This window comes from Shewanella sp. SM95, assembly GCF_025653595.1.
In the GTDB taxonomy this organism is placed as follows: Bacteria; Pseudomonadota; Gammaproteobacteria; order Enterobacterales; family Shewanellaceae; genus Shewanella; species Shewanella oncorhynchi.
Genome location: NZ_JAKKSE010000007.1, coordinates 165,037 through 190,165, shown reverse-complemented (window position 1 = coordinate 190,165; position 25,129 = coordinate 165,037). Strand labels below are relative to the sequence as shown.

Sequence of the window (25,129 nt, the reverse complement as noted above, 5' to 3'; positions counted from 1 at the left end):
TCTTTAGGTAAATCTCGCCAAGGGATACCTGTTCTAAGGCGGTAAAGAATACCTTCGAATGTTTGTCTATGTTCAGGTTTGTCATAAACACGGCCTGTGCTTTTCATTAAATGAAATAGCTTTTCCCAGCGTGCATCGGTTAGCATAAGTCTTGGCATGGCTTGAGGTTATGGTTACTTTTGGCGAAGCAAATTATAACGTCTTGCCATGCTGTCTAAAAATTACTCTCGAAAGATCAACAGACCCTAATATGACTGATAAATAAATATATTAATTAAAAAATATGAACTATCAGTTCCATATTTTCACCGCTAATACGGGACAATTACCAGTTACACACATTTACACGAGTAAATAGCAGCGGTATATTTAGTGCTGATTATTCATTTACAATGCCATCTGAAATACCACTACCTATAACTAACAACATAAAAAATGTTATTAATTTGTTAGCATAATAATTTATGTTTGAGAAACATCATGAAATTACGCTTTGATAGCGTCCAGACAATGAGTAAACCGGCAATATTACTGGCAGTTATTAGCACTTTACTAATACTCACATCAATCCCGTTTATCTGTAGGTCATTCTGGCTCGCACTTGTACTATTATGGTATGTTTTTTTGTAGTTTTTAATTCTAAAATTAATTAGAAATCTGTCTAATCAAAAACTTTATTGCTTCAAACAGACAAAATTTAAGTCATTTATACATAACATCAGCCTCACTACAAAACATTGCTTTTAATAGAGATTAGCTAAAAAAGAGTTTTCGATGAAATATGCAAAGAAAATTTTATTTGTGACTATTAGAGCGCCTCTAATTTATACGGTAATATTTTTACCGAGTACTTTCGCAGAAAATATCAATTATAGTCATTATGGGCCACTTCGTGTGCATGCCCAATCACCTACACATGCGGGTAGCTTAACGCCTCTACTTCGTTCAGGATTTGCACTGCCTGAAGGGAAAAAAGAGATATACGGATCTGCAACAGTAGCAAGTGTATGGGCTGAAACTGACGATTACTATGCTGACTATTATCATAATTCTCTTAATGGCGGAATAAAGTGGCAACTCACTGAAAAATGGATGTTTGATACTAATTATAAGTGGAGTTTTAGTGGGGATAACCATCTTGACTCGGTCACTATCTGGTTTCATGATGCATTTGGTGTGGGTCAAAATGGCCGCGACAATACAATCAAAGACAAAAACCAAATATTTTCAAAGAATGGTATCAATCAACCTGATCTTTCTGGCGATACGCTAACGAATGCCCTAAATTTCTATTTAGAATATCAATTGCTTAGTGAGGATAATTATGGTCTATCAATAGGTGGCAGCTTATATTACAACCATGTTAATTCTGGCCCATTTGTAGATAACCGTTTTGAACAAGCATTACAGCTGAATTATAGCTATACATCTGAAATGCATCATTTTTATTCCACTACAGGTATAAGCTTTAGACGAAATGATGAAAGTCTATCTGGAATAGACTATAAAGACCATGCTGTAATGTTATCTTTAGGTTATGAGTATTTAATGGGACGCCATGGTTGGCTGATTGAATTACATCACTATGAAGGTTTACTCAAAACAGATAATGACTTTTCAAAACCTTCTCACGAAGTATTTCTAGGCTATAGGTATTATCTGAATAACAGTGCAATTGAATTTACTATCGTCGAAAACCTACTCAACATGGACAACAGCACTGATATTGCTTTTTCTCTTGGGTACAGAGTCATGATTTAATAATACCTAACTTTATCGCGTGGATGCGATCAAAAAGCTTTTCTCTAATATCATGTTCACTCTTATGCTGAGTGAGCGGGTTATTAGGATTGGAGTTTTTTAAGAGTGAAATGGCTATTACGGGGGAGGTGAACCAGCGGCACAGGTCAGATTGATTCAGTCGGCCACTGGTATCTAAGGGATATTAGGGAGAAAACTCAAGCGAATAAACGCGATAATCAAATGAGTTAATCCAATAACAAACTAACGCAACAGGCGACTAATACAAGACTAAGGCTTAGGATCTTTGTCCTGCGCTTTATCAGAGAGTTGATGGCTAGCGGGTTTGATATCACTTGGATCGACTTTATGTTCAAAGTCTCCCTCAAACACATTACCGTCCTTTTTCACACTATCATCAAATGGCGCTTGGCCAAATGGGTCCTGTGGTTTAGGCCCAAAGGGACCTTGGCCTGCTTGAAAGCCACCGTGCATTGTGCCCTGTAAATCGGCAACAACCCGTAACTGCATGCGTTTGAACAACAAGGCAGCAATGGGGCGACGGGTTAATGGCGTCAAGAATAATAGGCCAATGGCATCGGTCACAAAACCGGGGATCACGAGCAAGATGCCCGCCATAGCTAACATCATACCTTCAACGATTTCTTGCCCCGGAGCTTCACCGCGGGCGAGTTTTTGTTGTACTTGCATTAAGGTGTTTAAGCCTTGGCTGCGAACCAAAGAGACCCCGAGCACGGCGGTAAACAGCACTAAACCTATGGTAGTCCAAGTGCCAAGCACTTCACCCACACGGATCAGCACCGACAGCTCTATTACTGGGATCAGCACAAAGAGTAAAAAAATAATGAAAAACATACCGACCTCAGGTTTATCTGACTATCTCTGTAAACTAAATGGGGGTTATCCGGTCTTAATTCAAGTCAGGATAACCATTAGGACGAAGTAAGGGAGCAAAACACTGATATTTAGCTCACCCTTTTGTTAACCCGCTAATGTATGAGACCATTAAAACACGTAAAGTAGCCTAACGGAGTTGGCTTAAGCGAACTTTAAGATTCTTAAGAGACGATACCTAACACCATGCAGCATCAGTATTTAGTGGTTAGCACTACCTGCCCCGATGAAGTACAAGCCAATACCTTGGCCCGAGCTTTAATTGAGTCGCGTATTGCCGCTTGTGTTCAGATTTCCGCCCCGATACGTTCAATTTATGCTTGGGAAGGAAAAATCTGTGAAGAGCAAGAATTTAGCTTACAGATTAAATGTTTACAAAGTCGATATACAGAGTTAGAACAACTTGTGCTTAGGCTTCACCCTTATCAAGTACCCGAAATTATTGCCGTGCCTGTGACCCACGGGCTACCAGCCTACTTAGATTGGATAAAAGACAACACTCAGCCATGAAAAAACTACTCAGCCTTATTTTCACTTCTTTATTGCTTCTTGCGCCCTTAGCTCATAGTGAAGGGGTTTTCGGTAACAAATTCGACTTCATGAAGGGTGAGCCTGAATTGATGCCTGTCGATCAAGCATTTGTCTTCGATTCCAAGCAGGAAGGTAATCAGGTCAAACTCAATTGGGTGATTGCCGACGGTTACTATATGTACCGCGACAAGCTTAAATTTAGCGTCAATGGTGCCGAGTTAGGCACGGTCGCTCTACCAAAGGGAAAGCCCCATGAAGATGAGTATTTTGGTAAGCAAGAAGTCTATTATACCTATGTCGATATTCCCGTTGGTTTAAAACAGGCCGATGAAAATGCCACGCTCACAGTGACCTTTATGGGTTGTGCCGAAGGTAAATTGTGTTATCCACCGACCAAGCATGAAGTCGTTTTAAAGGCGATTGCAGCCAACGATGGCTTAATTGCAGGTGCCGAATCAACCACGACGACTGAGCAAACCAGCACTGAGCCAAGCACTGCCGATAAAGCCAATACGCAACCCATTACTCAGCAAGATACCCTGAGCCAAATGCTGTCGAACGACAGCTTAATTTGGACTTTAGTGATTTTCTTTGGTCTAGGTGTCGGTCTGGCATTAACGCCCTGCGTATTCCCTATGTATCCGATTTTGTCGGGTATTATTGTCGGCCAAGGGCAAAAACTCTCAACCGCAAAAGCCTTTACCTTGTCCATGGCTTACGTCCAAGGCATGGCAATCACTTACTCTATCTTAGGGTTAGTGGTCGCATCGGCGGGACTAAAATACCAAGCAGCATTACAACATCCTGCCGTATTAGTCGTACTCGCGATTTTGTTCTTTGTGCTCAGCTTATCTATGTTTGGCCTATACGATTTGAAACTGCCATCGAGCTGGCAGGAGAAGATGAACTCAGTCTCGAATAATCAAAAAGGCGGCAACTTAGTTGGCGTGTTCTTAATGGGCGTGATTTCTGGCCTTGTCGCATCACCTTGTACTACCGCGCCGCTGTCGGGTGCACTCGTTTATGTGGCCCAAACCGGCGACCTACTCCAAGGTTTCTTAGCCCTGTATGTACTCAGCATGGGTATGGGATTACCACTACTGATTATCGGCACCTCAGGCGGTAAATTATTACCAAGAGCCGGCGCTTGGATGGATATCATCAAGACTATCTTCGGATTCCTGCTGATCGCTGTATCTATCGTGATGCTTGGCCGTATTTGGACAGGCGTAGTATCCGATGTGCTTTGGTCACTATGGGGCGTAAGCTTCACTGGCTACTTGATGCATCAGAACAAACTCAGTGAATTTAACTGGAAACAAACTGTACGTTCAGTGCTATTAACGCTGGCGCTACTGGCGAGCTTCTCCTACGGATTCCAAGCTGTGATGGGACACTTTGGTTTTAATAACAATTCCGTAGGCACTGCGGCGACGACCGAAGAAGTCCATGGCTTTAAACGCATTAAATCGATTGAAGATCTTGAGCAAGAAATTGCATCCGCTACCGCCCAAGGTAAGCCTGTGATGCTCGATCTGTACGCCGATTGGTGTGTTGCCTGTAAAGAGTTCGAAGCCATCACCTTTAAAGATACCGAAGTGTTAGCCCGCATGAATAAAATCGTGCTGCTACAAGCGGATGTGACTAAGAGTGACAAGGTCGATGTGGCCTTACTCGAAAAATACAATGTGCTTGGTTTGCCTACGCTGTTGATGTTTAACGAACAAGGTGAGCAAAGGGAAGATTTACGCGTGACTGGTTTTATGGGCCCCAAAGATTTTGCAACCCATTTAGATCATCTCGTGAAATAGTGACGATTTAGGCTTAGACCACCAGAGTGATTTAGTTCGCGCGTGTTTTAACAGCCAAGTGTATTTACCGCAACACCAATAAAAAGCGGACTTTTTTCATTAAAAGTCCGCTTTTTTATCCAAGTGTCATAGATTTCTTATACAATCACTTACAATTTTAGACTTTTTAGATTGGAGCATCATGGAACCAGGCATCCTCATTATTACACTCATCTGCGGCATGCTCGTCAGCCGTATAGGACTCCCTCCGCTCATCGGCTACTTAGTGGCAGGCTTTGTACTGTTCATCTTAGGAATAGATAAAGAAAGCCTGCCATTACTACAAGAACTCGCCAGCCTAGGCGTCACTTTACTGTTGTTTGCCATAGGGTTAAAACTCGATATTCGTAGCCTGTTCAAGGCCGAAGTGTGGGCGGGTTCGAGTGTGCACTTAGTGCTCTCGATCGTGATTTTTGTGCCGATTCTGAAACTCTTCGGCTTACTGGGCTTAAGCCAACTCACGAGTCTGAACCTAGAACAACTGACGTTAATTGCCTTCGCGTTAAGCTTCTCCAGCACCGTATTTGCGGTCAAAGTGTTAGAAGATAAGGGCGACGTGCAATCCCTCTACGGCCGGGTCGCTATTGGTATCTTGATTATGCAGGATATCTTCGCCGTACTGTTTTTAACTATTTCTAAAGGCGATGTACCTTCGGTATGGGCCTTTGCATTACTCTTACTGCCACTGGCTAAACCGCTCATCTATAAAGCGTTCGACCGTGTCGGCCACGGTGAACTCTTAGTGCTCTTCGGCCTAGTTATGGCACTAGTGGTTGGCGCTTGGTTATTTGAATCTGTTGGCTTAAAACCCGATCTCGGCGCACTGATTATCGGCATCTTGTTGGCGGGCCACAAAAAGTCCTCCGAGCTGGCAAAATCCCTGTTCTATTTTAAAGAACTCTTCCTCGTTGCCTTCTTCTTAACCATAGGGCTCAATGGCTTACCTACGGTATCGGATATCGTCCTCGCGGCGCTATTGGTGTTGTTAGTGCCACTTAAAATCCTGCTATTTGTTTACATTCTGACTCGCTTTAAACTGCGTTCACGTACCTCTATGTTGGGCTCATTTAACCTAGGTAACTTCAGTGAATTCGGTTTAATCGTCGCCGCAGTTGCCACCTATAAAGGTTGGTTACCTCCCGAGTGGCTAGTGATCATCGCCGTGGCATTAAGCTTTAGTTTTTTACTCGCCGCGCCACTTAACGCCACCGTCGGTAATATCTACCAGCGATTCCAGCAGCGTTTAATCAAGCTTGAAAAACGCCCGTTACACCCAGAAGATAGACCCATCGCCATTGGCAATCCACGCTTTTTAATCTTAGGCATGGGCCGTATTGGTAGCGGTGCCTATGATGAACTCAGGGAACAATTTGATGGGGAAATTCTCGGTATTGAACACAAGCAAGACTTAGTCGACTTACATAAAACAAAGGGTCGCAATGTAGTGCAAGGTGACGCCTCAGATACCGACTTTTGGGAAAAACTCGACAGAGCACCTAATCTTGAACTGGTACTGCTAGCCATGCCGCACCACGCGGGAAATATGTTTGCAGTTGAGCAACTCAAAAAACTGAATTATCAAGGCAAAATCAGTGCAATTGTGCAGTACAGTGATGATGCCGCGGCGCTTCGCGAATCGGGCGTACACAGTGTGTACAACTTGTACGAAGCCGCAGGTGCCGGTTTTGTGGATCATGTGATTTACGAGCTGTTGCAAGACTCAGAGAAAAACACGGTTCAAGCGGAAGATACAGTACAAGTGCCTGATCCTAAACTTAATGTGGAGCCACGTAGTTAAGTGCCTGCTAATGCTGCATTAAATTAAAATCACGCCATAACAGGTCGCACAAACGAGCAGTAACATCCTCTGCCAGTTTGTGCGGCATCCAACTAAATGCTGACTAATCTTTACAAATCAATTAACTAGATAAAACACTCAATACGCTATTTTGTCTCCTCATCCCAGTATCGATTTACTCATTGCAGCCTATCGCCATTTCAGCAAAAAATCTCAGTTACATCACTGACTCAGTCGTGATATAAATCGATGACGGTAACGAAATTAGCTCAGCTTTTTTGGAATTTTTTACAGCATGTCAAACCCTGCGCAACGCGCCACTAAGTTATTTGTCCAAACCTTTGGCACTAAAGCCGATGATTTATATCAAGCCCCAGGGCGCGTCAATCTGATCGGTGAATACACGGATTACAACGACGGTTTTGTACTCCCGGCAGCCATTAATTTTCATACAGTCATTGCGGTAAAACGCCGTGACGACACTAAGTTTCGAGCCGTCGCCGATGCGTTTCCCGGACAAATTAAAGAGTGGGTTTTCGGCCAAGAAAACGACATGGACCCGCAAGATGGCTGGGTGAATTACCTCAAAGGTTTTACTGCGGCTATGGCGCAAACAGGTTTATTAGCCAAGGGCTTAGACTTAGCCATTGTGGGCGATGTGCCACTTGCCGCAGGTCTTTCATCTTCGGGTGCACTCGTTGTCGCCTTCGGTACAGCCATTAGTGATACCAGCCAACTGCATTTATCCCCAATGGCGGTGGCGCAACTCGCACAGCGCGGCGAACACAGGTATGTTGAGTCGGCCTGTGGCATCATGGATCAAATGTGCAGCGCCATGGGTGAACAAGACCATGCACTCCTGATTGACTGCTTAGATCTCGATAGCGAAGCCATTCCCATTCCAGAAAACCTAAGCCTTATCATCATAGATGCCCATATCGAGAAACAACGCTTAGCCGCGACCAACGAACAACGTCGCACTGAGTGTGCACAAGCGGCAGAGTACTTTGGCTTAGATGCACTGCGTCACCTCGATTTACGCCAACTAGAAAGCGCAAAGGCCGATTTAGATGAAGTGCTATACCGCCGAGCGAAACACGTAGTCACTGAGAACCAAAGAACTCAAAATGCTGCTCGCGCCTTAGAGCAAAATAACATTCAAAAATTCAGTCGCTTAATGGCTGAATCCCATGCTTCTCTGCGTGATGATTTTGAAGTCACACTGCCCGAATTTGATACTTTAGTTGAAATTGTTAGCCAAGTGATCGGCGAACGTGGTGGCATCCGCATGACCGACGGCTGCGTGGTCGCCTTGGTTGACCATGAACTGACTGACGCTGTCGTTGCCGCCGTTGAACATGAATTCTTCGAAAAAACCGCCATCGATGCCACAGTGTATTTATGTTCCGCCAGCGCGGGTGCGGGGCGCATCGATAACTAGCCAGAACAGGCAATTGACTAGAACAAGCACTTAGCCGCACTTAAACCAAAGACAACCGAATAAAGTGACTACGCCGTCGATAACATACGAATTCATCACTGAACTTTATGCTGTTGATGGCAAATAATAGGGTTAACATACTCATTTAACACAATAAGCAGTGAGCATATTCAACACAGAGGGAAGCTAAATGGTACGTTTCAGTGTTTTGGATCCTTGGACCGATCCCCGCGGCGGTGAAATCGAACGGGTTCGGATCGACAATGGCATACTCGCATTAGAAGTCATCAGCTTAGGCGGCATTATCCGCGCTCTGTGGACCCCAGATAAACACGGCGAACGTGCCAATATCGTCTTAGGTTGTGATAGCGCTGAAGATTACTTGACCCAATCGGCTCACTTAGGTGCCATTGCAGGCCGCTTTGCAAATCGCATCGCTAACGGCAAAATGCACTATCAAGGTCATGATTATCAATTAGATGTCAACCAAGCGACTAACTGTTTGCACGGCGGCCGTGAGGGTTTTAATCGTAAAAACTGGCAACTAGGTCAACTCCCCGATGGTGTGCGTTTGACCTTAATGAGCCCAGATGGCGACATGGGCTTCCCCGGTAATTGCACGGTTCAGCTGGATTACCGTCTCGCAGGCAATAATTTGTACGTAGAAATCTTAGCTTCCGTCGATAAAGCCTGTCCCGTAAGCCTCACCCAGCACAGTTATTTCAACCTCGATGGTTCAGAGACCAATCACGAGCATCTGATGCAAATCGATGCCAAGCGCTATCTGACCATGAACGATGTCAGTGTTCCCACTGGGATTGCCGATACAACTGGGTCGATTTTCGATTTAAGTCAACCAATACGCTTAGGTGACAAGCTGCATGCCGCTGAACTCGCAAGCACTCGCGGTTATGATCACTGTTATATGATGAATAATCCCGATGGCTCACTCGCCCGTTTTGGCTGTTTAAGCAGCCCCATTAGCGGTCGTGCTATGACGGTTTATACTAATCAACCGAGTGTGCAGCTGTACTGTGCTAATTTTTTAAATGGCACAGTAGGTCGCAATCAACAGGTACTAAATCAACATCATGCTGTGTGTTTAGAGCCGCAGATGCTGCCAGACTCACCGAACCAAGGCGAGCGCTTTGGTGATGATGTTTGGTTAGTGCCAGGCAAGGTTTATCACCACATTAGCCGTTATCAGTTCGATGCCGATGCGTAGCCATTCGCAATAAAAAATTGAGAAAACGAGGGAAAGTGCAGTTTAGCAGAAGGAAATAAAGCGATAAGGAATAAAATAAACACTACTTTATTCCTTACACTCACAGTGTTAGCCCTTAGGCCGACACTGTGTTAATCATCAAAATCATCGCCCCAATCATCGTCAAAATCCACGCCAACGGCATCAGATTCGACTTCTGGTTCAACTTCAGGCTTCGCCTTACGTACAGGCGCAGTTTCCTTCACGTTGTTCAAGTCAATGCGAGCTTGATGTTTACTCATAAATTGAGATCTTGCCGCCTTCCATGCACCACCAAACTTAGCCTCAGCAGCTTTTAACGCAGCCTCATCTAAGTCGTATAGGTTCACTTTGACTATATCTTCCACATACTCAATGATCGCATCGCGATCGGTATTGTATAGGTAGATACGTCCTGGGGAGGCATCGGGCAGCTGGTTGTCATGGACGACAATCGCGTTGCCTTTCGATGTTCTCAGCTCACCATACCAAACCTGTTTCTTTGCTGTGTTATACATATATGCTAATACCCTTAAATCAACACATACACCATGAGTTTTTTAGCCTGAATAAGCGAAGCATCGCTTGCTTTGATCCACGAATAGCGCCTGAAAGTCTCTGACGTTTTCAACTGGGTATTTTTACAGAATATTTCCGATAATCAATGCCTCATACCATGAAATTTTCACTAATTACGTATTAATTTCTGCCAAAGTACCCAAAAAGTTTAATCATTAACGACTTTAGTCTAAAAAATCGACGCGGCAAGTTTTATTCCCAAGAAAAAGCAATCATATCTATGGTGTTTGATGAGTCATCAACGTTAACAATTCGAGGTTGCTGTAAAGTTAACCATCAAGGTTATCCATGAAGATTTAATTACAGCGCTACAAACTCATATTTACCGAACAATGACTAAGCCACTATGATGTCAGAATGTCTTCTAGATTGACTCGAATGGCAGCGACTTAAAGCAAATATGTCGCTGCAAAACCAAGTATGCCTAGCTCAAATGACAGTCAGTATTACTTTGCCTCTGTGCTCACCCGACTCCATCAAAGCATGGGCTTTAGCAGCCTGTGCTAATGGAAAGGTTGCAAAAATATTGGGGACAATTTTATGGGCGTTTAACAACGGCCAAACTTTCTCCAATAATTCAGCAGCAATGGCGGCTTTGGCCTCCACGCTCTGCGGTCTTAGGGTCGACCCTGTCCACATGATACGTTTTGCCATCAGGCGGAAAATCTCAACCTCGGCCTTAGGCCCCCGTTGCATAGCTACCGACACCATACGCCCGTCCATCGCTAAGGCTTGTAAGTCGAGATTGATAAAATCGCCACCCGCGATATCAAATACCACGTTTACGCCCTTATCTTGAGTGAGTGCCATCACAGGTTCAACAAAGTTTTGAGTACAATAGTTGATGACTTCAGCGGCGCCAAGACTCAAGCAATAATCGCGTTTCTCATCCTGTCCCGTCGTCGCTATCACTTTTGAACCCAGCGCACTGGCCAACTGAATAGCCGTACTACCAATGCCACCTGAGCCACCGTGGATCAGTACCGTCTCGCCCGCTTTCAGTCCCGCACGCATAAACAGGTTACCCCATACGGTGAAGAAGGTTTCTGGCAGCGCAGCCGCCTGCACATAACTAAAGCCCGTCGGGATCGGCAAACAATGGGCCGCATAGGTGAGCACATACTCGCCATAACCGCCGCCCGGCACTAAGGCACATACCTTATCGCCAACTTGCCATTGGCTCACGCCATCACCGAGGGCACAAATATCCCCAGCAACCTCAAGACCAATAATCGGTGATGCACCCGGTGGCGGTGGATACGCGCCCACCCTTTGTTTAACATCGGGGCCATTCACTCCTGCTGCATGTACGCGGATCAACACTTGCCCCGCCGCAGGGACAGGCAAAGGCGAGCGCGATAGCCGCATCACCTCGGGCGCCCCAGGTTGCTCAACATGAATATGGGTGTACTCGCTTGGTAAAGCTGACATAAAAGCTCCTGTGAGAATGGCACCAACCTAATAGCAGATTGCTATGCTTAAACGGTTCGTTTGCTAAACCTTAATGCGGCTAAGCTAGCGCAATTTCAAGCCAAATAGCCACAGTTATTCCATTCTATATTCCATCGCACTCAATCAAGCGGCTGACGTTAACCATTTGAACTGAAAGCTGAACCTAAGCTGAACAGAAAAGATGTATCAAAAAAATATTATGACAAATACTAGATATATTAAAAACTTACAGCCATTATTCTGAGGCATTATTTGCTGGCTGCGATGTTTGTCGCGCTATTGTTATCACGCAAATAATCCAATGAGGTTTGATGCAAGTCTGTGTTAAATGCATCAAATAACGCCCAAGGAAGATCTGCTTTGCAGACTAGATAACTACGGATACACAATGAAAAACACACTACTCTTCGCAGCAATTAGCTTAGCGATTGCAACTCCCGTTCTTGCCCATAACACTCATGCAAGCCCCCCATTAGGCAACAACACACCAAACAGTTCACCAGCTCAACCCGTCCCGCCACCGCCCTCTGCACCAATTAGCTTAATTGAATCACATAGACCACTGCTACGGGAGACGCCATTGATGGCATCCCCCAATGATCCGACGATGACAGAGCAGCCTAAGATTCATTCGCGCCAAAAACGTCAGATAGAGGTCTCGGAGCAACCCCCACTTAAGTTGCAGAATCGTAGCGCCGCGATGCAAGTCAGCGACTGCAGTGACTTTGTTGGTAAATCAGGTCAGGCACTAGTCAATGAACTGAGCCAATCGACACCCGAATGCGTCGGTAAGCTCTATAGCCTCAAAGGCAGTGCTGCGACCGCGCTATTTAGCGAGGCCAATGTGATCAGTGTGGCTAATGCCATTGCCGCTAAAGCCAAGGACTACACTGGGGTCGATGTTCAGCATCTGGAGTCCCATATTTACTTTGTCCGCGCGGCTCTTTATGTGCAGTTTTACAGCCCAAATGATGTGCCCGCTTACAGCAATGCTGCTAAGGTCAGCTTAAAATCTGCCCTTAATGCGTTATTTGCGAACGCTGCGATTTGGACTGTCTCCGATGACAATGCTGGCGTGTTGAAAGAAGCCTTAATCCTGATTGACTCAGCCGAGCTCGGCGCCGAGTTTAATCATGTCACTATCAAAGTGCTTACGGACTACGACGCTTACTGGCAAGCCAGTTTCGCCATGAACGCCGCAGCCAACTCAGTGTTTACCACCTTATTCCGCGCCCAATGGAATGATGACATGCAGGCGCTGTTCGCGCGTGATCAAGGGATTTTAGATGCGCTGAATAACTTCCAACTCGAACATCGCAACTTGTTAGGCACCAATGCAGAGTACCTTTTGGTCAACTCAGTTAAAGAGTTATCTAGGCTGTATTACATTGATGCCATGCGCCCGCGAGTGACCCAGCTGGTCAAAAACATCCTCAGCAGCACCAGCAAAACCGAACCGAGCAAAGTGCTTTGGTACGCGGCGGCAGAAATGGCCGACTATTACGATCGCAGCCATTGTAACGATTACAATATCTGTGGTTTTAAGGCGCAGTTAGAAGCCGATGCTTTACCTTTCAACTGGAAATGCTCCGACAGCCTCAAGATCCGCGCCCAAGATCTCTATCAAGATCAAGCCAAATGGGCCTGTAATGTGCTGACCAGCCAAGAAAGTTATTTCCACAGTAAACTCGAAACGGGCATGCAACCCGTGGGGCAGGATAACAACGATGACTTAGAGCTAGTGATCTTCGGCAGTTCGTCTGAGTATAAATCTTTAGCCAACAGTATCTTTGGTATCAGTACCGACAATGGCGGCATGTATTTAGAAGGTTCGCCCGCTGGACTCAAAAATCAGGCACGTTTTATCGCCTATGAAGCCGAATGGCGCACGCCGGATTTCCATGTCTGGAACCTGCAACACGAATATGTGCACTACCTAGACGGGCGCTATAACCTGTTTGGTGACTTTAGTCGCGGCACGTCGGCCAATACTATTTGGTGGATTGAAGGCCTAGCGGAATACATCTCTTACCGTGACGCAAACCCAGCGGCGATTGCCATGGGCGAAACCGGTGAGTTCATGTTGTCGACCATATTCAAAAACAACTATGAATCGGGCCAAGACCGCATCTATCGCTGGGGTTATCTGGCGGTGCGCTTTATGTTTGAGCACCACAGAGACGATGTAAGACAGATTCTGGCCTACCTACGTAACGATCAATACGCTGAATATCAAACCTTTATGGATGGTATCGGTACACGTTACGACAACGAATGGCAGGGTTGGCTCGCCAGTGGTTTAAGCACGGCTGACGATGGCATAGTCGATAAGGGCCCGAGTGATGTCGACGCTGAGCCCAGTGGCCGCGAAGGCAACTGGACAGGACCAGCGGGCACAATCAGTAAGGATTACTCGCCTTGCCAAGTGACTAACGAAGCCTACCGTTACACTGAATCGGCCAGCCTGAAAATTGATGTGCCGATGGAATGTATCGATTCAAAACTCGGCCGCGCCAGTTTCAGCTTCACCAATACCGATCGCACTGCCCAAGAGCTTTGGATCAAGATTGGCGGTGGTTGGGGAGATGCCGACATTTATTTCGATTCTAGAGGCTGGGCAAGCCCTGAGCAAAACCAAGGGGCTGGTATCGGTAATGGTAATTATCAAGTGATTAAGGTGCAGTTAAACCCTAACGAATATTGGCACTACATTACCTTGTCGGGGGATTTTGGCGGTGTCGATATGCAAGTCAGCACCACTGAGCTATTTGCTGATATCGACCCCGATCTGGGGGATGGCGGTGTGGATCCTGAGCCACCAGCCAATTGCGGCGCAGCGACCTTAGATTACGGTAAGCTCACCCTAGGCAAAAATGAGTGCATCAGTGGCGGGCGTAACAGCTTCTACTTCTGGGTTGAGGAAGATAACACCCAGTTCACTGTCACCACTAAGGGCGGCTCTGGGGATGCCAATATTTACTTCAATGCCAGTCAGTGGGCCGACGCAGATAATGCCGATGCAAAGAGCGATCAAGCAGGAAATCAAGAGTCGCTTAGCTTCAGCGCCAATCGTGGCTGGCGTTATATCACGATTGATACTGCCACTGAGTTTAGCGGTGTAACACTGACCTTAAGCACAGGCACGAGTAACACACCCGATCCGGTGCTCATTGCCAACGCCTGCGCGACGCAATCACCCTTAAGTTATGGTGAGCTCAGTGCTGGCAAAGCCATTTGCACCGCCGATGGGCGCAACGATTATTACCTTTGGGTACCAGAGGGAACGAATCAGCTAAGTATAAACTCCGCCCACGGCAGTGGTGATGTTAGCCTGTTTTCGGGGACGACTTGGGCGAATGCTCAACACTTCGATGCAGCCTCTGTGACACCCGCCAACACGCGGGAAAGCATCACAGTCAATGCACCAAACGTGGGTTGGTATTACATCACAGTGCAAAGTGAGCCTCAGAGTTCAGGTGTCGCACTGCAGGTTGATTTACGCTAGTTTGATGACTCGCATCGCTTAAGTAAGCAGTTTTAGCCATTACGCATAAATCAAGCATTTGAATAAATAGCAAAATCCCTGCTTCGGCAGGGATTTTTATTGAAGATAAACTGAATAAGCGACACTGACGTCATAGAGTCTTTAGCAGCAATACGTTATTAGCGCATCCCTTCGAGCACTTGCACTCTCTCCTTGGCCCTTGCTGCATAGTCGTTTGAAAACCGCTCTGCCATTTCAATGCTCTGCTGATAAAGCGTTAACGCTGCTTTAGCATCGGCCGGTCCACCCTCGCCTTTATCTAACAGGGTTGCGAACTGGAAGTAAGCATTGCCTAAAATATCCGCCTGCAAGCCTTGTTTGGCACCCAAGGTTGTCACTTTTTCTAACCAGTATCGCGCGTTAACCGTATCTCTATAGGGTTCCAATAGCAGGATATTGGCAAATTCGGCTGCGGCATAGAGATCCCGCTCGGCGGCAATGATCCAAAACTCCTCGCTCTGCTCAAAATCCTCTTTAAAGTAGTAATAGGTTTCGGCGGCATCTCGCGCTAAATCAGGTTGAGCTTTAACGCTTTGGCGATAATTTTCCAATGCCGTTGTAGCATTAAAATAGGGCGAACAAGATAACACTTGATAAAACGCCATCAGACTTCTTGCCTCCGGCAACCCTTGGTCAACTAGCTGATTTAACTGCTGCCATGCTTGCGTTTCACGAACCTTATCCGCACCTGTATTAACCAAGCCACGCTCGATAACCGATAAAGGTAAACGGATTAACTCAAGCTTTGCCGCGTTATCGCCAAAACTCGCGGCGCGTTCCAGCCAATAGATCTTTTCATCGGCACGCCCCGCGTAACCCGCTTGATCTCGCATCCAATGCAGCGCCTCAATATCGCCAGCTTCTGCGGCTTCACGGTAATATTTCTGTGCCTTAATTTTATCCTTGGGTAAGGCGTGCCCAAGCTCATAGATACGTGCCAAGAAGCGCTTATCTTCGGCCTTGGCACTCTGAGCTAACGTCTTGATTTGAGATTCAGGTTTACCATAGGCATACAATTTCACATCACCGTTAGCATAAGTATATTGAGTACCATCGGGATAATTCACCTCAACCGTATCAGGCTGATACCAAACATTGACCTCATACTGTTCGGCAATCTGTGGATTAAAATTCACCCGCATCACAGCCTCATCACCGCGACGAACCGCTTGAGTATAAGGACTAGCCCATAGGCTAGAAATTTGCTGCAAACTACTTTTCAGCCTAGCCTCGAAGGGTTTGTCTTCCTTAGGAGAATGAATAAATACTGGATAGTAAACTGGTGCTAAAGATAATGGCGTAGTCGCAAGCAACGAATTATCCGCCTCGCTACCCGCATAAATTGGATCGATATTAAGTTCATGACTTAAATAAAAATCATCGTGGGGTGACACTTGAGTCGGCAACGTCGTTTGGCTAGCAACTTGTGCCGCATCCACAACAGAAGTGCGCTGCAACTTAGCAAGGTATTGTTGTTTAAGTGCTTTAGCCCTTTGCCACAACGGATGGTTCGGCAGTATTGTCACATCGAGCATTAAATCCTCAAGCCGCCACTGACAATCGCCGCCACCGTTCAAAGCTAAGGGCAGCGAAAACTCACTCGCTTTGCTACCACTGCTAATCACTTGTCGCAGCACTGAGGTTTCTTCGAATGTCGCGCGGTAGGGATTAGCAATATCACCACTGGGAAAACGGATTTCCTTTCGGGTACAAACAGATGAAACGTAATAACCGACAAGTTCTAATTGCGTATTAGCAGGTAATACACCAACAAACTCGAAACGCGGACTGTCTACAGGTGCAGTCACTTGATCGACGGGCAACTCACTACGAAATAAGGAATCCCAAAAAGAGGCCATGGCGGGAGAGGCAAACATCAATCCAGCCGAGCAAGCCAAATATAAAAAAGCCCTATGAAAGCAATGTAACAAACTCATAATGCCAGCTCTCCGTCGCTGATGAGGCAAATCCACTCGCACTTAAACACTCGCTTAAATACAACAAAGATCATTAAGTTATCGACAAAAAATTAAGCCAACGCGTTGAGCCGTTGGCTTAAATCATAACGTATTTACAGGCAAGTTGAACCTATGCCTCTCAGCCTAGGGGCGATAAACCCAGCGCATAAAACTCAACTTAAGCACTTCGCAGTCTAGCAAGCACATCCTTGGCCTTCAATTCAGCCATAGCGACATAGGCCACAGGCACTACAAATAACGAGAAGAAAGTGCCCGCTAACAGACCTCCGACTAAGACTAAACCTATGTTAGCTAACCCTAACGAGCCCGGTCCCGATGCCAAGGCTAAAGGAATCGCACTTAAAATCATGGTTAAAGACGTCATTAGAATCGGTCTTAAACGAGATTTGGCACTGCTTCGCGCCGCCTCAATCGCACTCAAACCTTGGTCTTGTTGCTTATTGGCAAACTCCACCAGCAAGATACCGTGTTTAGTCACTAGCCCCACTAAGGTTAATAAACCAATCTGCGAATAGATATTCACACTCTGGCCAAACAAGGCTAAGGTCAATAAGGCACCGACAATACACAAGGGCACAGTCAGTAAGATAATTAAGGGATCGACAAAACTTTCGAACTGCGCAGCCAAAATCAAATAGATAAACACCAATGCCAGCAAGAATAGCGACTGAGTGCCCGCCTGCGAATCCATAAGATCCTTTACCACGCCATTGTATTTAAAGCCTTGGGCATCATTAAGCAATGTCGGTAATTGTTCATCTAAGTAGGTTTTGATTTCATCAGTTGAATAGCTGGGCATAATATCTGCCGTTAATTCAGCGCTATCAAGACCCATAAACGTCTTAATGTTAGATTCCGCCGTGGTCTGTTTAATCGACACAAATTGCGACAATGGCAGTGCTTGCCCAGATTCTGAAGTGACATACAGCTTATTCAACACTTTAAAATCACTCAGTTTGTCTAAGTTTACTTGCACTTGAATAGGATAAGTAAAACCATCGGTAGCATGTAAGTCCGCCGCCTTCACTGAGCCAAGAAAGGTAGAAAGTGCATTCGTGACATCACCATAACTCACACCTGAAAGGATAATGGCGTTGCGATCGATAGACAGATCGTAGCGTAGTTGATCCCTCAGCACTGAGTTGCCCACGTTATTCAGGCCAGGATAATCCTCGAGTAATTTTTGCACTTTGGCGGCGGTTTCGCTGAGTTCGTCCTTATTCCGATCTAAGGTCGTCAGTTCTAAACGCAAGTTATTGGCAATATTAAGATTATTCGCTGAGCGAATGCTAAACGACATGTTATAGGCAGAAACGTTTTCCTTTGATGTTGTAATCAAGTCGCTGATCACATCATCTATACCCTCACTGCGCTCACCCCAAGGTTTGAGTAGCACATGGTTCACTGGCTCTCCCTCGATATAGGACAAGTTAGCCCCAACCGCGGGATGCTCATCCATCACGCTATTAAGCTCAGCATTGTGATTGAGATGATACTGCCGACCGACACCGGTAGGACCATTAGACGCCACATCAATAAAGCCAGAGTCCTCCGCAGGCAAGAGTATTTTGGGTAATTGCCAGTAAGCAATACCCGCAAGACCCACCAAAACCACAGCCACACCAAACATCAAGCGCTTGCGGAAAAACCACTTATTCAGCTCATTGATATACAAATGATTTAACTGCTGCAGCGCATTCTCGACTCGGCTAAACCATTTAGGGTGTTGCTCAGTGGTATTGATAAGATAAGCGCTCATCATAGGCGACAAAGTTAACGCCACCACGCCAGAGATCATCACGGCCGCTGCTAAGGTAAAGGAGAATTGCCGAAACAGATCGGCGGTTAAGCCCGACATTAATCCGATCGGCAGATACACGGCGGCGAGCGTTAACGTCATGGCAATGATAGGGAAAATGATCTCCTTACAGCCTTTAATCGCCGCATTGAAAGGCGTTTCACCGTTTTCAATATGGCGATAGCAGTTCTCGACCACCACAATGGCATCGTCCACCACAAGGCCAATGGCCAAAATAATCGCCAGAATAGTCAACACATTGATACTAAATCCGAGCGCCGACATCACAGCAAACACCCCAATCACGCACACGGGAATGGTAATAATGGGGATCGATGCCGCCCGCAGGCTACCCAGAAATAACACCACAATCAGCGAAACTAAGATCACTGCTTCAATCAACGCAGAAAACCCTTCGTCGATGGAGGCTTCAATAAAATCAGCTTGGTTGTAGGCCAAGTTCATTTCTAAGCCTTGGGGTAAATGTTTTTGCATGCGTGCAATTTCGGCTTTAATGTTCGAAGCCACTGTCACTGGGTTAGCGTTGCTCAGCGGTAAAATCTGCAATGACATTGCACTATGACCACCAATAGACAACATACTCGGCGACAGACTTTCCTCGCCCATCACCACATCGGCAACATCGGACACGCGGATGATCTTACCCTCGCTGACCTTAATCACCAGATCCTTCACGTCTTCAAGCGTTTCAACTTGATTCAAAGGGTTAATCGAAAAATCCCGCGACTTACCTTTGATCGCGCCCGAGGTAAAACTGGCATTGTAGGAGCCTAACGTGCCCACCACGTCGGCAGCTTTAATATTCAGCGCTTTCATTTGTTCAGGATTGAGCCAGACTCTGACCGCCTTTTGTGAGCCGCCATAGGGTCCCCAAACAGCACCAACGCCTTGAACTTGTTTGAGTTGCGGTACTAACTGCTGGCTAATGTAGTCGTACATAGCCTGCTTTTCCATGCCACCCGCGTTCACAAAGGTGATGATATTACTGGCCGAATCCGTGGCCGAGGTATCGTCGGTGACTGTGGGCTTATCTATCATGCTCTGGGGGAAATCGTTAATCCCTTCGACGCTGCTACGCAACTTGTTCATTAAGTTGGTGTATTCAATATCGCTGGTGTCATCATTGAATTTAATCGTTAATGAGCAACGCCCCTCGCTACAGTCGGTCGACATGGTATCGACTTTATCTATGCCCGAAGCCGCAGCAATCAACTTATCGGCAACGTTGCTCGACATAAAATCGGCGCTCGCCCCTGCAATCGACGCATTCACAGATGCCGAGTGGGTGGTATGCTCAGGGAAGTATTGGATATCGAGTTTTTGAAAGGCAATCAAGCCCAGTAACACAGCCATAATACTGAGTACGGAGGCGAAGATAGGATGACGAATACAGACTTCGGGTAAACGCATTATTCAGCTACCTCAATATTTGGAGTAGAGCCTGAATCAGCACCTTTGTCAGCGCTTGATGTTGCCGCTTTATCTGCAGCGTTTCTATCCTGCACGACTTTGATCTTGCTATCGGACTTGAGGTTTTGCATACCCGTTTTAACGACTAAATCGCCTTCGGCTAAACCTTCAGTCACGACGGCATAACCGTCATTCGTATTTTGAGCGAGTTTAACCACTTGCTTGACTACGCTATCGCCCTGCACTAGCCAGACAAAACGTTCATCGTTATTGGCAATAATCGAATTTTGCGGCACTAATAGACGTTTAATCCCCAGACTATAGAACTGCTTGATGTTGGCGAACATGCCAGGAGCAAGCTTAAACTCAGGGTTTTCAAGGGCGGCATGCACTTCAACCCGTCCTGAGCTTTCGTCTACCGCTGGGGCAACATAGTTAACTAACCCTTTGAATACCTTATTACCATAGGCCTCAACAGTCACATTCACCTTTTGGCCCTTTTGCGCCTTGCCTAAATCCTTCTGACTGATGGCATAACGTACTTCGACCGGATTTAAACTATAGAGGGTAACTAAGGCCGTACCAGCACCAATTTGACTGCCGATAGACTGACTAAAGCTGGTCAACTGACCATCGAAGGGAGCCTTGATCAGGTAATCGTTCATGGTTGCTTGTTTCTGGCGAAAATCCGCATCGGCCAGATTCACATTTTCCCGTAGCTCATCCACATCTTGCTTAGCAAGCGCAAAGGGTTCTTTAATCAGTAAGTCTTCGATACGCTCCAGCTTAGTTTTAGCCAGTGCTAAGGTGCTCTTGGCTTTGTCTAAATCAGCCTTGGCTTTAATGTTGTCCTGCTCGGCAATCACTTGGCCTTTAGTCACTTTGTCGCCGTTACTAAAATGAATCGCGCTAATTTTTTCGCTAGCATTAAAGTTCAGCGTGGCTGAATCGATAGCGTTGATTTTACCGACTTCATTCACTACATCGGCAAAGGATGTTTCTTTAACGGCCTCGACCGTCACAGGGATAATGTCGACCTTGTCCGCCGACATCACGGCCATAGGGGCTAAAGCGAAAACACTCGCCAGTAGAAACGGCAAAGGCGCGAATAAGGGCGCCTTTGGGAGATGATGGGGATGGCTTTTTAATGAAATATCGCATGCACTGCGTGCTCGTTCAGTTACTCTTTGTGTAAACAGCGTTCGTGTAAACATAGTATGCAAACCTATCGTTCTTACTATTCAACGGACATCCTATCCGACAACAGCAAACCGGATTGAACCCAAAACTAATACCAAGTCCCCCCAAAGTGCCTGTTTCAGCAATTTGAGGTTATTTGGGTATACAGCCTATAGGCTTAATCCCAGTCAGTGCCAGTAAAAACTCGGTTACACAACCAAACAAAACAATAGCTTAACGATAAACTCAATAGTGAGCACTTAAATCACACAAACAACCATAAAATACAGCAAACTTGAAACAAGTGTAGAGCCAGCCTATTAGCAAGCCACTATTTACCTTTTAACAGGGCTCCGATGGCCTTTTTCACGTCTGCAAAACAGGGGCGCTGAGCCACATCTAACTGCATGCACTCGTCTTTAATCGCACTCAACTGTGTGTAGTACAGAAGGCTAATCGAGGCACTCACATAGGCCGATGCATCCACATAGGCCAACAGATCTTCAATCAAGCAACCAAGCGCCCGCACTTCAATAGCTTCTATCGCTAAGCGTTCTGCTGTCGATAGATTACGTAAGTTTGATGCCGCACCAAAATCCCCAAACAATAAGCTCATCTGTTGATTAACCATAATATTATGGGCGTAGACATCACCATGGCTTACTTGTTTTGCATGCATGTGCGCCATCGCATCGGCCAACTGGTGCGTGATTTTGGCGACTTCATCAAGGCGAAATTCGCTACCGTCTTTAAAGGTATCGCGAGTGCAGGTGACAAGACTTGGTGGTAGCCCTAAGTTACTAAAACCTGGCGGAATAAGTTCCATCACTAAACCCAATTGATCTTTCTGGCTAATGTGCGCCACGACCTTAATAAGGCTGGGATGATCACCCGTTGTGAGACAGCAATCTAACTCGTCAGCGGGATAACCATCGCTCGTCACTTCCCCCTTAAAGAGTTTTACCGCAATCTGCGCCGACCCCGTCGCGGCTATCATGGCTTGATTCAACCAATCGCCTCGATAAATGACCCCAGAAGCCCCTTCGCCAAGCTTCTCAGCCAACTTGATATCACCCAGAGTCACATTCGCCACTGTGGCCACATCGGCGTGGGGATCGACTAAGGTATGGCTGAATGGATTTCCCGCAAAGGCGAGCCAAGTCAGTTTAGGCAAACTGAGTAACCAAGCTGGCAGTGCGTGGAGTTGATTGGCCGATAAACGCACTAACTCTAAGTTGCGGCAATTGGCCATCGACTCGGGCAAGGTTGTTAAACGGTTACCCGCTAAGGCTAATTTTTGCAGACGATGTAAATCGCCCATGGCCGCAGGCAATGTCTCAATGAGGTTGTCGGTTAGGATGAGCCAGCGGGTTTGCAGCGGTAATGCCGCCGCAGTCACTGTTTTAATTTGATTGGCCTTAAAGCCAATCATCTCTAAATTTGTGCAGCGCCCTAATGCCTCAGGCAAATGTTCAAAGCGATTATTCGAGGCGAAAATTATCTTTAAATGCGATAAGCGGTGTAAATCCTCGGGCAAAGTGCTCAGTTGATTATTCGATAAATCGAGGATTTCGAGGGTATCAGCTAAATCAAAAATCTCCCGCGGGAACTCGGTTAAATCCTCAACCAATTGTAAACGTGTGATCCCTTGTAACTGCCCTGCCCTTAACTGCGCTAACGTCTGCACTTTGCTACCCAAGTTAATGAAAAATCGCGGCTATGGTAGCGTATAAATCGATAAAGCTAAACGCAGGATCTGCAATCAAAGGGCGGCACAATCGGCCTTAAGACAACTTTGATACGATAGGTAAAACTTGGGGGAGCTATCCAGAAACTCGAAAACAGATTAGCATGTGCACCAATATGGAATGCCCAGTCAACTCATCACAGGACAATCATGCGGACACATTTTCGCCAAACGCACTCTTTTACAGTGCTTATGCTTGCCATGCTAATGGCCCTACTGAGCGGTTGCGCTACAACATCAGCAAGCCCATCAACCACTGAATTCAATGCCACAGCAAGTGATGTCAGTAATGATAACGACCACTCGCCACAACAGCATCAAACACCACCCGAAGTGGTTGAGCAGTACAGCGATGTATGGGAAAAGATCCAACACGCCAATACCATTGACGTCCATGATGATGCCGAAGTACGTAAACAGCGTAACTTTTTCGATGATAAACAAAAATTTATGAATCAGGTTGGCGATCGCGCCGAGCCATTTTTATATTACATAGTCAGCCAGCTCGAAGCGCGTAACATGCCATTAGAATTGGCGTTATTGCCCATAGTCGAAAGTGGCTATAACCCTTTAGCACAAGCTAACGGCCCCGCAGGACTGTGGCAAATGATCCCTGCTACTGGACGTAATTTTGGCTTAACGGTGAATTCTGCCTATGATGGCCGTAAAGATGCGCTGGCCTCAACCGATGCAGTGCTCGACTATCTACAGCACCTATACGACACCTTAGACAAAGACTGGATTAACGCCGTCGCCGCCTACAATACCGGTGAGCTAGTGATCAAAGCCGCCATTGATAAAAACAAAGCCAAGGGCAAACCTACGGACTTTTGGTCACTGGGTATCCCCGCTAAGCGAGTACAAACAGTCCCTAAGTGGCTGGCATTTATTCAGATTATTCGAAATCCCAACCACTACGGTTTAAAAGTCCCCCCTATTGCTAACCGCCCTTTCTTGGAAAGAGTGCCAGCACCTAATGGCGTAGATATTGGCCAGATTGCTAATGCAGCAGGGCTCAGCAAAGCAGAATTTAAAACCTATAATCCAGGCTTTCGCCAAGGTGTAATCCCCAGCAAAGGCAAATATCAAATCGCTTTACCGCTGGAAAACATAGGTCATTATCAGGAAAATCAGGACAAGCTCTACGCTCAAAAACGCTATGACAGCCAAAGCTATATCGTCAAATCTGGCGACAGCCTAGGCACAATCGCAGCCAAGTTTGATATGTCAGTGAAAGCATTAAAACAGGCCAACAATCTGACATCTGACCGCCTAAAAATCGGCCAAGAGCTCACACTGTTAACGCCAATGGCGGGCAATGATAATGAGCCTGAACCCACTAAAACCAAGGCGAAGACAGATAAAAAAGTGAGCAATAAGTCGTCGACCAAAGCTAAAGCGACTACCTCAACATCGGCCGATAAACCTGCTGTAAAAGCGACCACTTACAAGGTGAAATCGGGTGATTCGCTGGATAAAATCGCCCGTAAGAATAAGGTTAAACTGGCTGACTTAATGAAGTGGAACCAGCTCAATGGCAAAAGCATTATTAAGCCAGGCCAAGAACTGAAAATTTCCGAATAACGATTGTAGTTTGAACGGCAAAAAGCCCAACAAAGCGCGGTTCCCAAGCGCTGTGTTGGGCTTGTTTCTATCCCAATATCAGAATTAACCGCCACAGTCGTCGACCAAAGCTAAAGCGACTACCTCAACATCGGCCGATAAACCTGCAGTAAAAGCGACCACTTACAAGGTGAAATCAGGTGATTCGCTGGATAAAATCGCCCGTAAGAATAAGGTTAAACTGGCAGACTTAATGAAGTGGAACCAGCTCAATGGCAAAAGCATTATTAAGCCAGGCCAAGAACTGAAAATTTCCGAATAACAATTGTAGTTTGAACG

At 46.1% G+C, this 25,129-nt stretch carries 16 protein-coding genes and 1 pseudogene; 9 read left to right on the top strand and 8 right to left on the bottom strand.

What is annotated here, in order from left to right; all coding sequences use genetic code 11:
• The coding region (locus L5M29_RS10605; protein WP_259573881.1) for a transposase at positions 1–158 on the bottom strand (158 nt) is incomplete at its 3' end.
• A 616-nt stretch (positions 159–774) separates the two neighbouring features.
• Here L5M29_RS10605 and L5M29_RS10600 point away from each other — a divergent pair.
• A complete protein-coding gene (locus L5M29_RS10600; protein ID WP_263167766.1) occupies positions 775–1,761 on the top strand; it encodes a DUF3187 family protein in 987 nt (328 codons plus the stop codon).
• A 270-nt stretch (positions 1,762–2,031) separates the two neighbouring features.
• Here L5M29_RS10600 and L5M29_RS10595 read toward each other — a convergent pair whose 3' ends face one another.
• Positions 2,032–2,616 carry an FxsA family protein gene (locus L5M29_RS10595; RefSeq protein WP_263167765.1) on the bottom strand — a complete coding sequence of 195 codons (585 nt, stop codon included), beginning with the start codon at positions 2,614–2,616 and terminating at the stop codon, positions 2,032–2,034.
• A gap of 225 nt (positions 2,617–2,841) precedes the next feature.
• Between L5M29_RS10595 and cutA the strand changes: the two genes are divergently transcribed.
• The 5 genes from cutA to L5M29_RS10570 all read left to right on the top strand — a co-directional run bounded on the left by cutA (position 2,842) and on the right by L5M29_RS10570 (position 9,500).
• Entirely contained in the window at positions 2,842–3,165 is a 324-nt protein-coding gene (gene cutA, locus L5M29_RS10590; protein ID WP_113940010.1) for a divalent-cation tolerance protein CutA, read from the top strand.
• The gene (locus L5M29_RS10585; RefSeq protein ID WP_263167763.1) at positions 3,162–4,997 is read left to right on the top strand and encodes a protein-disulfide reductase DsbD; all 1,836 of its coding nucleotides are present in this window, start codon (positions 3,162–3,164) and stop codon (positions 4,995–4,997) included. Before cutA ends, L5M29_RS10585 begins: the two co-directional genes overlap by 4 nt.
• A 181-nt stretch (positions 4,998–5,178) precedes the next feature.
• On the top strand, positions 5,179–6,834 hold the full coding sequence (locus L5M29_RS10580) for a cation:proton antiporter family protein (RefSeq protein WP_263167761.1): 1,656 nt from the start codon (positions 5,179–5,181) through the stop codon (positions 6,832–6,834).
• 295 nt (positions 6,835–7,129) lie between these two features.
• Positions 7,130–8,275 carry a galactokinase gene (gene galK / locus L5M29_RS10575; protein ID WP_028761840.1) on the top strand — a complete coding sequence of 382 codons (1,146 nt, stop codon included), beginning with the start codon at positions 7,130–7,132 and terminating at the stop codon, positions 8,273–8,275.
• Between the two features lie 190 nt (positions 8,276–8,465).
• Complete coding sequence (locus L5M29_RS10570) at positions 8,466–9,500, top strand: aldose epimerase family protein (RefSeq protein ID WP_263167759.1); 1,035 nt, start codon at positions 8,466–8,468, stop codon at positions 9,498–9,500.
• Between the two features lie 131 nt (positions 9,501–9,631).
• On the opposite strand, the gene L5M29_RS10565 is transcribed toward L5M29_RS10570, so the two are convergent.
• Together L5M29_RS10565 and L5M29_RS10560 are read right to left on the bottom strand one after the other, a co-directional pair.
• On the bottom strand, positions 9,632–10,036 hold the full coding sequence (locus L5M29_RS10565) for a hypothetical protein (protein ID WP_105251357.1): 405 nt from the start codon (positions 10,034–10,036) through the stop codon (positions 9,632–9,634).
• A gap of 490 nt (positions 10,037–10,526) precedes the next feature.
• Positions 10,527–11,528 (bottom strand): NAD(P)H-quinone oxidoreductase, encoded by a 1,002-nt coding sequence (locus L5M29_RS10560; protein WP_263167758.1) that lies wholly within the window; start codon positions 11,526–11,528, stop codon positions 10,527–10,529.
• 409 nt (positions 11,529–11,937) lie between these two features.
• Here L5M29_RS10560 and L5M29_RS10555 point away from each other — a divergent pair, with 409 nt between their 5' ends.
• A complete protein-coding gene (locus L5M29_RS10555) occupies positions 11,938–15,054 on the top strand; it encodes a M9 family metallopeptidase (RefSeq protein ID WP_263167757.1) in 3,117 nt (1,038 codons plus the stop codon).
• A 158-nt stretch (positions 15,055–15,212) separates the two neighbouring features.
• Here L5M29_RS10555 and L5M29_RS10550 read toward each other — a convergent pair whose 3' ends face one another.
• From L5M29_RS10550 to L5M29_RS10535, 4 genes are all read right to left on the bottom strand, one after another.
• The gene (locus tag L5M29_RS10550) at positions 15,213–17,030 is read right to left on the bottom strand and encodes a sel1 repeat family protein (protein ID WP_317633250.1); all 1,818 of its coding nucleotides are present in this window, start codon (positions 17,028–17,030) and stop codon (positions 15,213–15,215) included.
• Positions 17,031–17,229: 199 nt separating this feature from the next.
• The gene (locus L5M29_RS10545) at positions 17,230–20,301 is read right to left on the bottom strand and encodes an efflux RND transporter permease subunit (RefSeq protein ID WP_263167754.1); all 3,072 of its coding nucleotides are present in this window, start codon (positions 20,299–20,301) and stop codon (positions 17,230–17,232) included.
• Positions 20,301–21,515 (bottom strand): efflux RND transporter periplasmic adaptor subunit, encoded by a 1,215-nt coding sequence (locus tag L5M29_RS10540; protein WP_263167752.1) that lies wholly within the window; start codon positions 21,513–21,515, stop codon positions 20,301–20,303. The genes L5M29_RS10545 and L5M29_RS10540 overlap by 1 nt, the downstream gene beginning before the upstream one ends.
• A gap of 296 nt (positions 21,516–21,811) precedes the next feature.
• Complete coding sequence (locus L5M29_RS10535; protein WP_263167751.1) at positions 21,812–23,167, bottom strand: leucine-rich repeat-containing protein kinase family protein; 1,356 nt, start codon at positions 23,165–23,167, stop codon at positions 21,812–21,814.
• Positions 23,168–23,377: 210 nt separating this feature from the next.
• On the opposite strand from L5M29_RS10535, the gene L5M29_RS10530 reads away from it, so the two are divergent.
• Positions 23,378–24,811, top strand: coding sequence for a LysM peptidoglycan-binding domain-containing protein (locus L5M29_RS10530; protein ID WP_263167749.1), 1,434 nt, complete (start codon positions 23,378–23,380; stop codon positions 24,809–24,811).
• Positions 24,812–24,920: 109 nt separating this feature from the next.
• Positions 24,921–25,112 (top strand): annotated as a pseudogene (locus tag L5M29_RS10525) (LysM peptidoglycan-binding domain-containing protein); the annotation flags it as partial.
• Between the last annotated feature and the right edge of the window lie 17 nt (positions 25,113–25,129).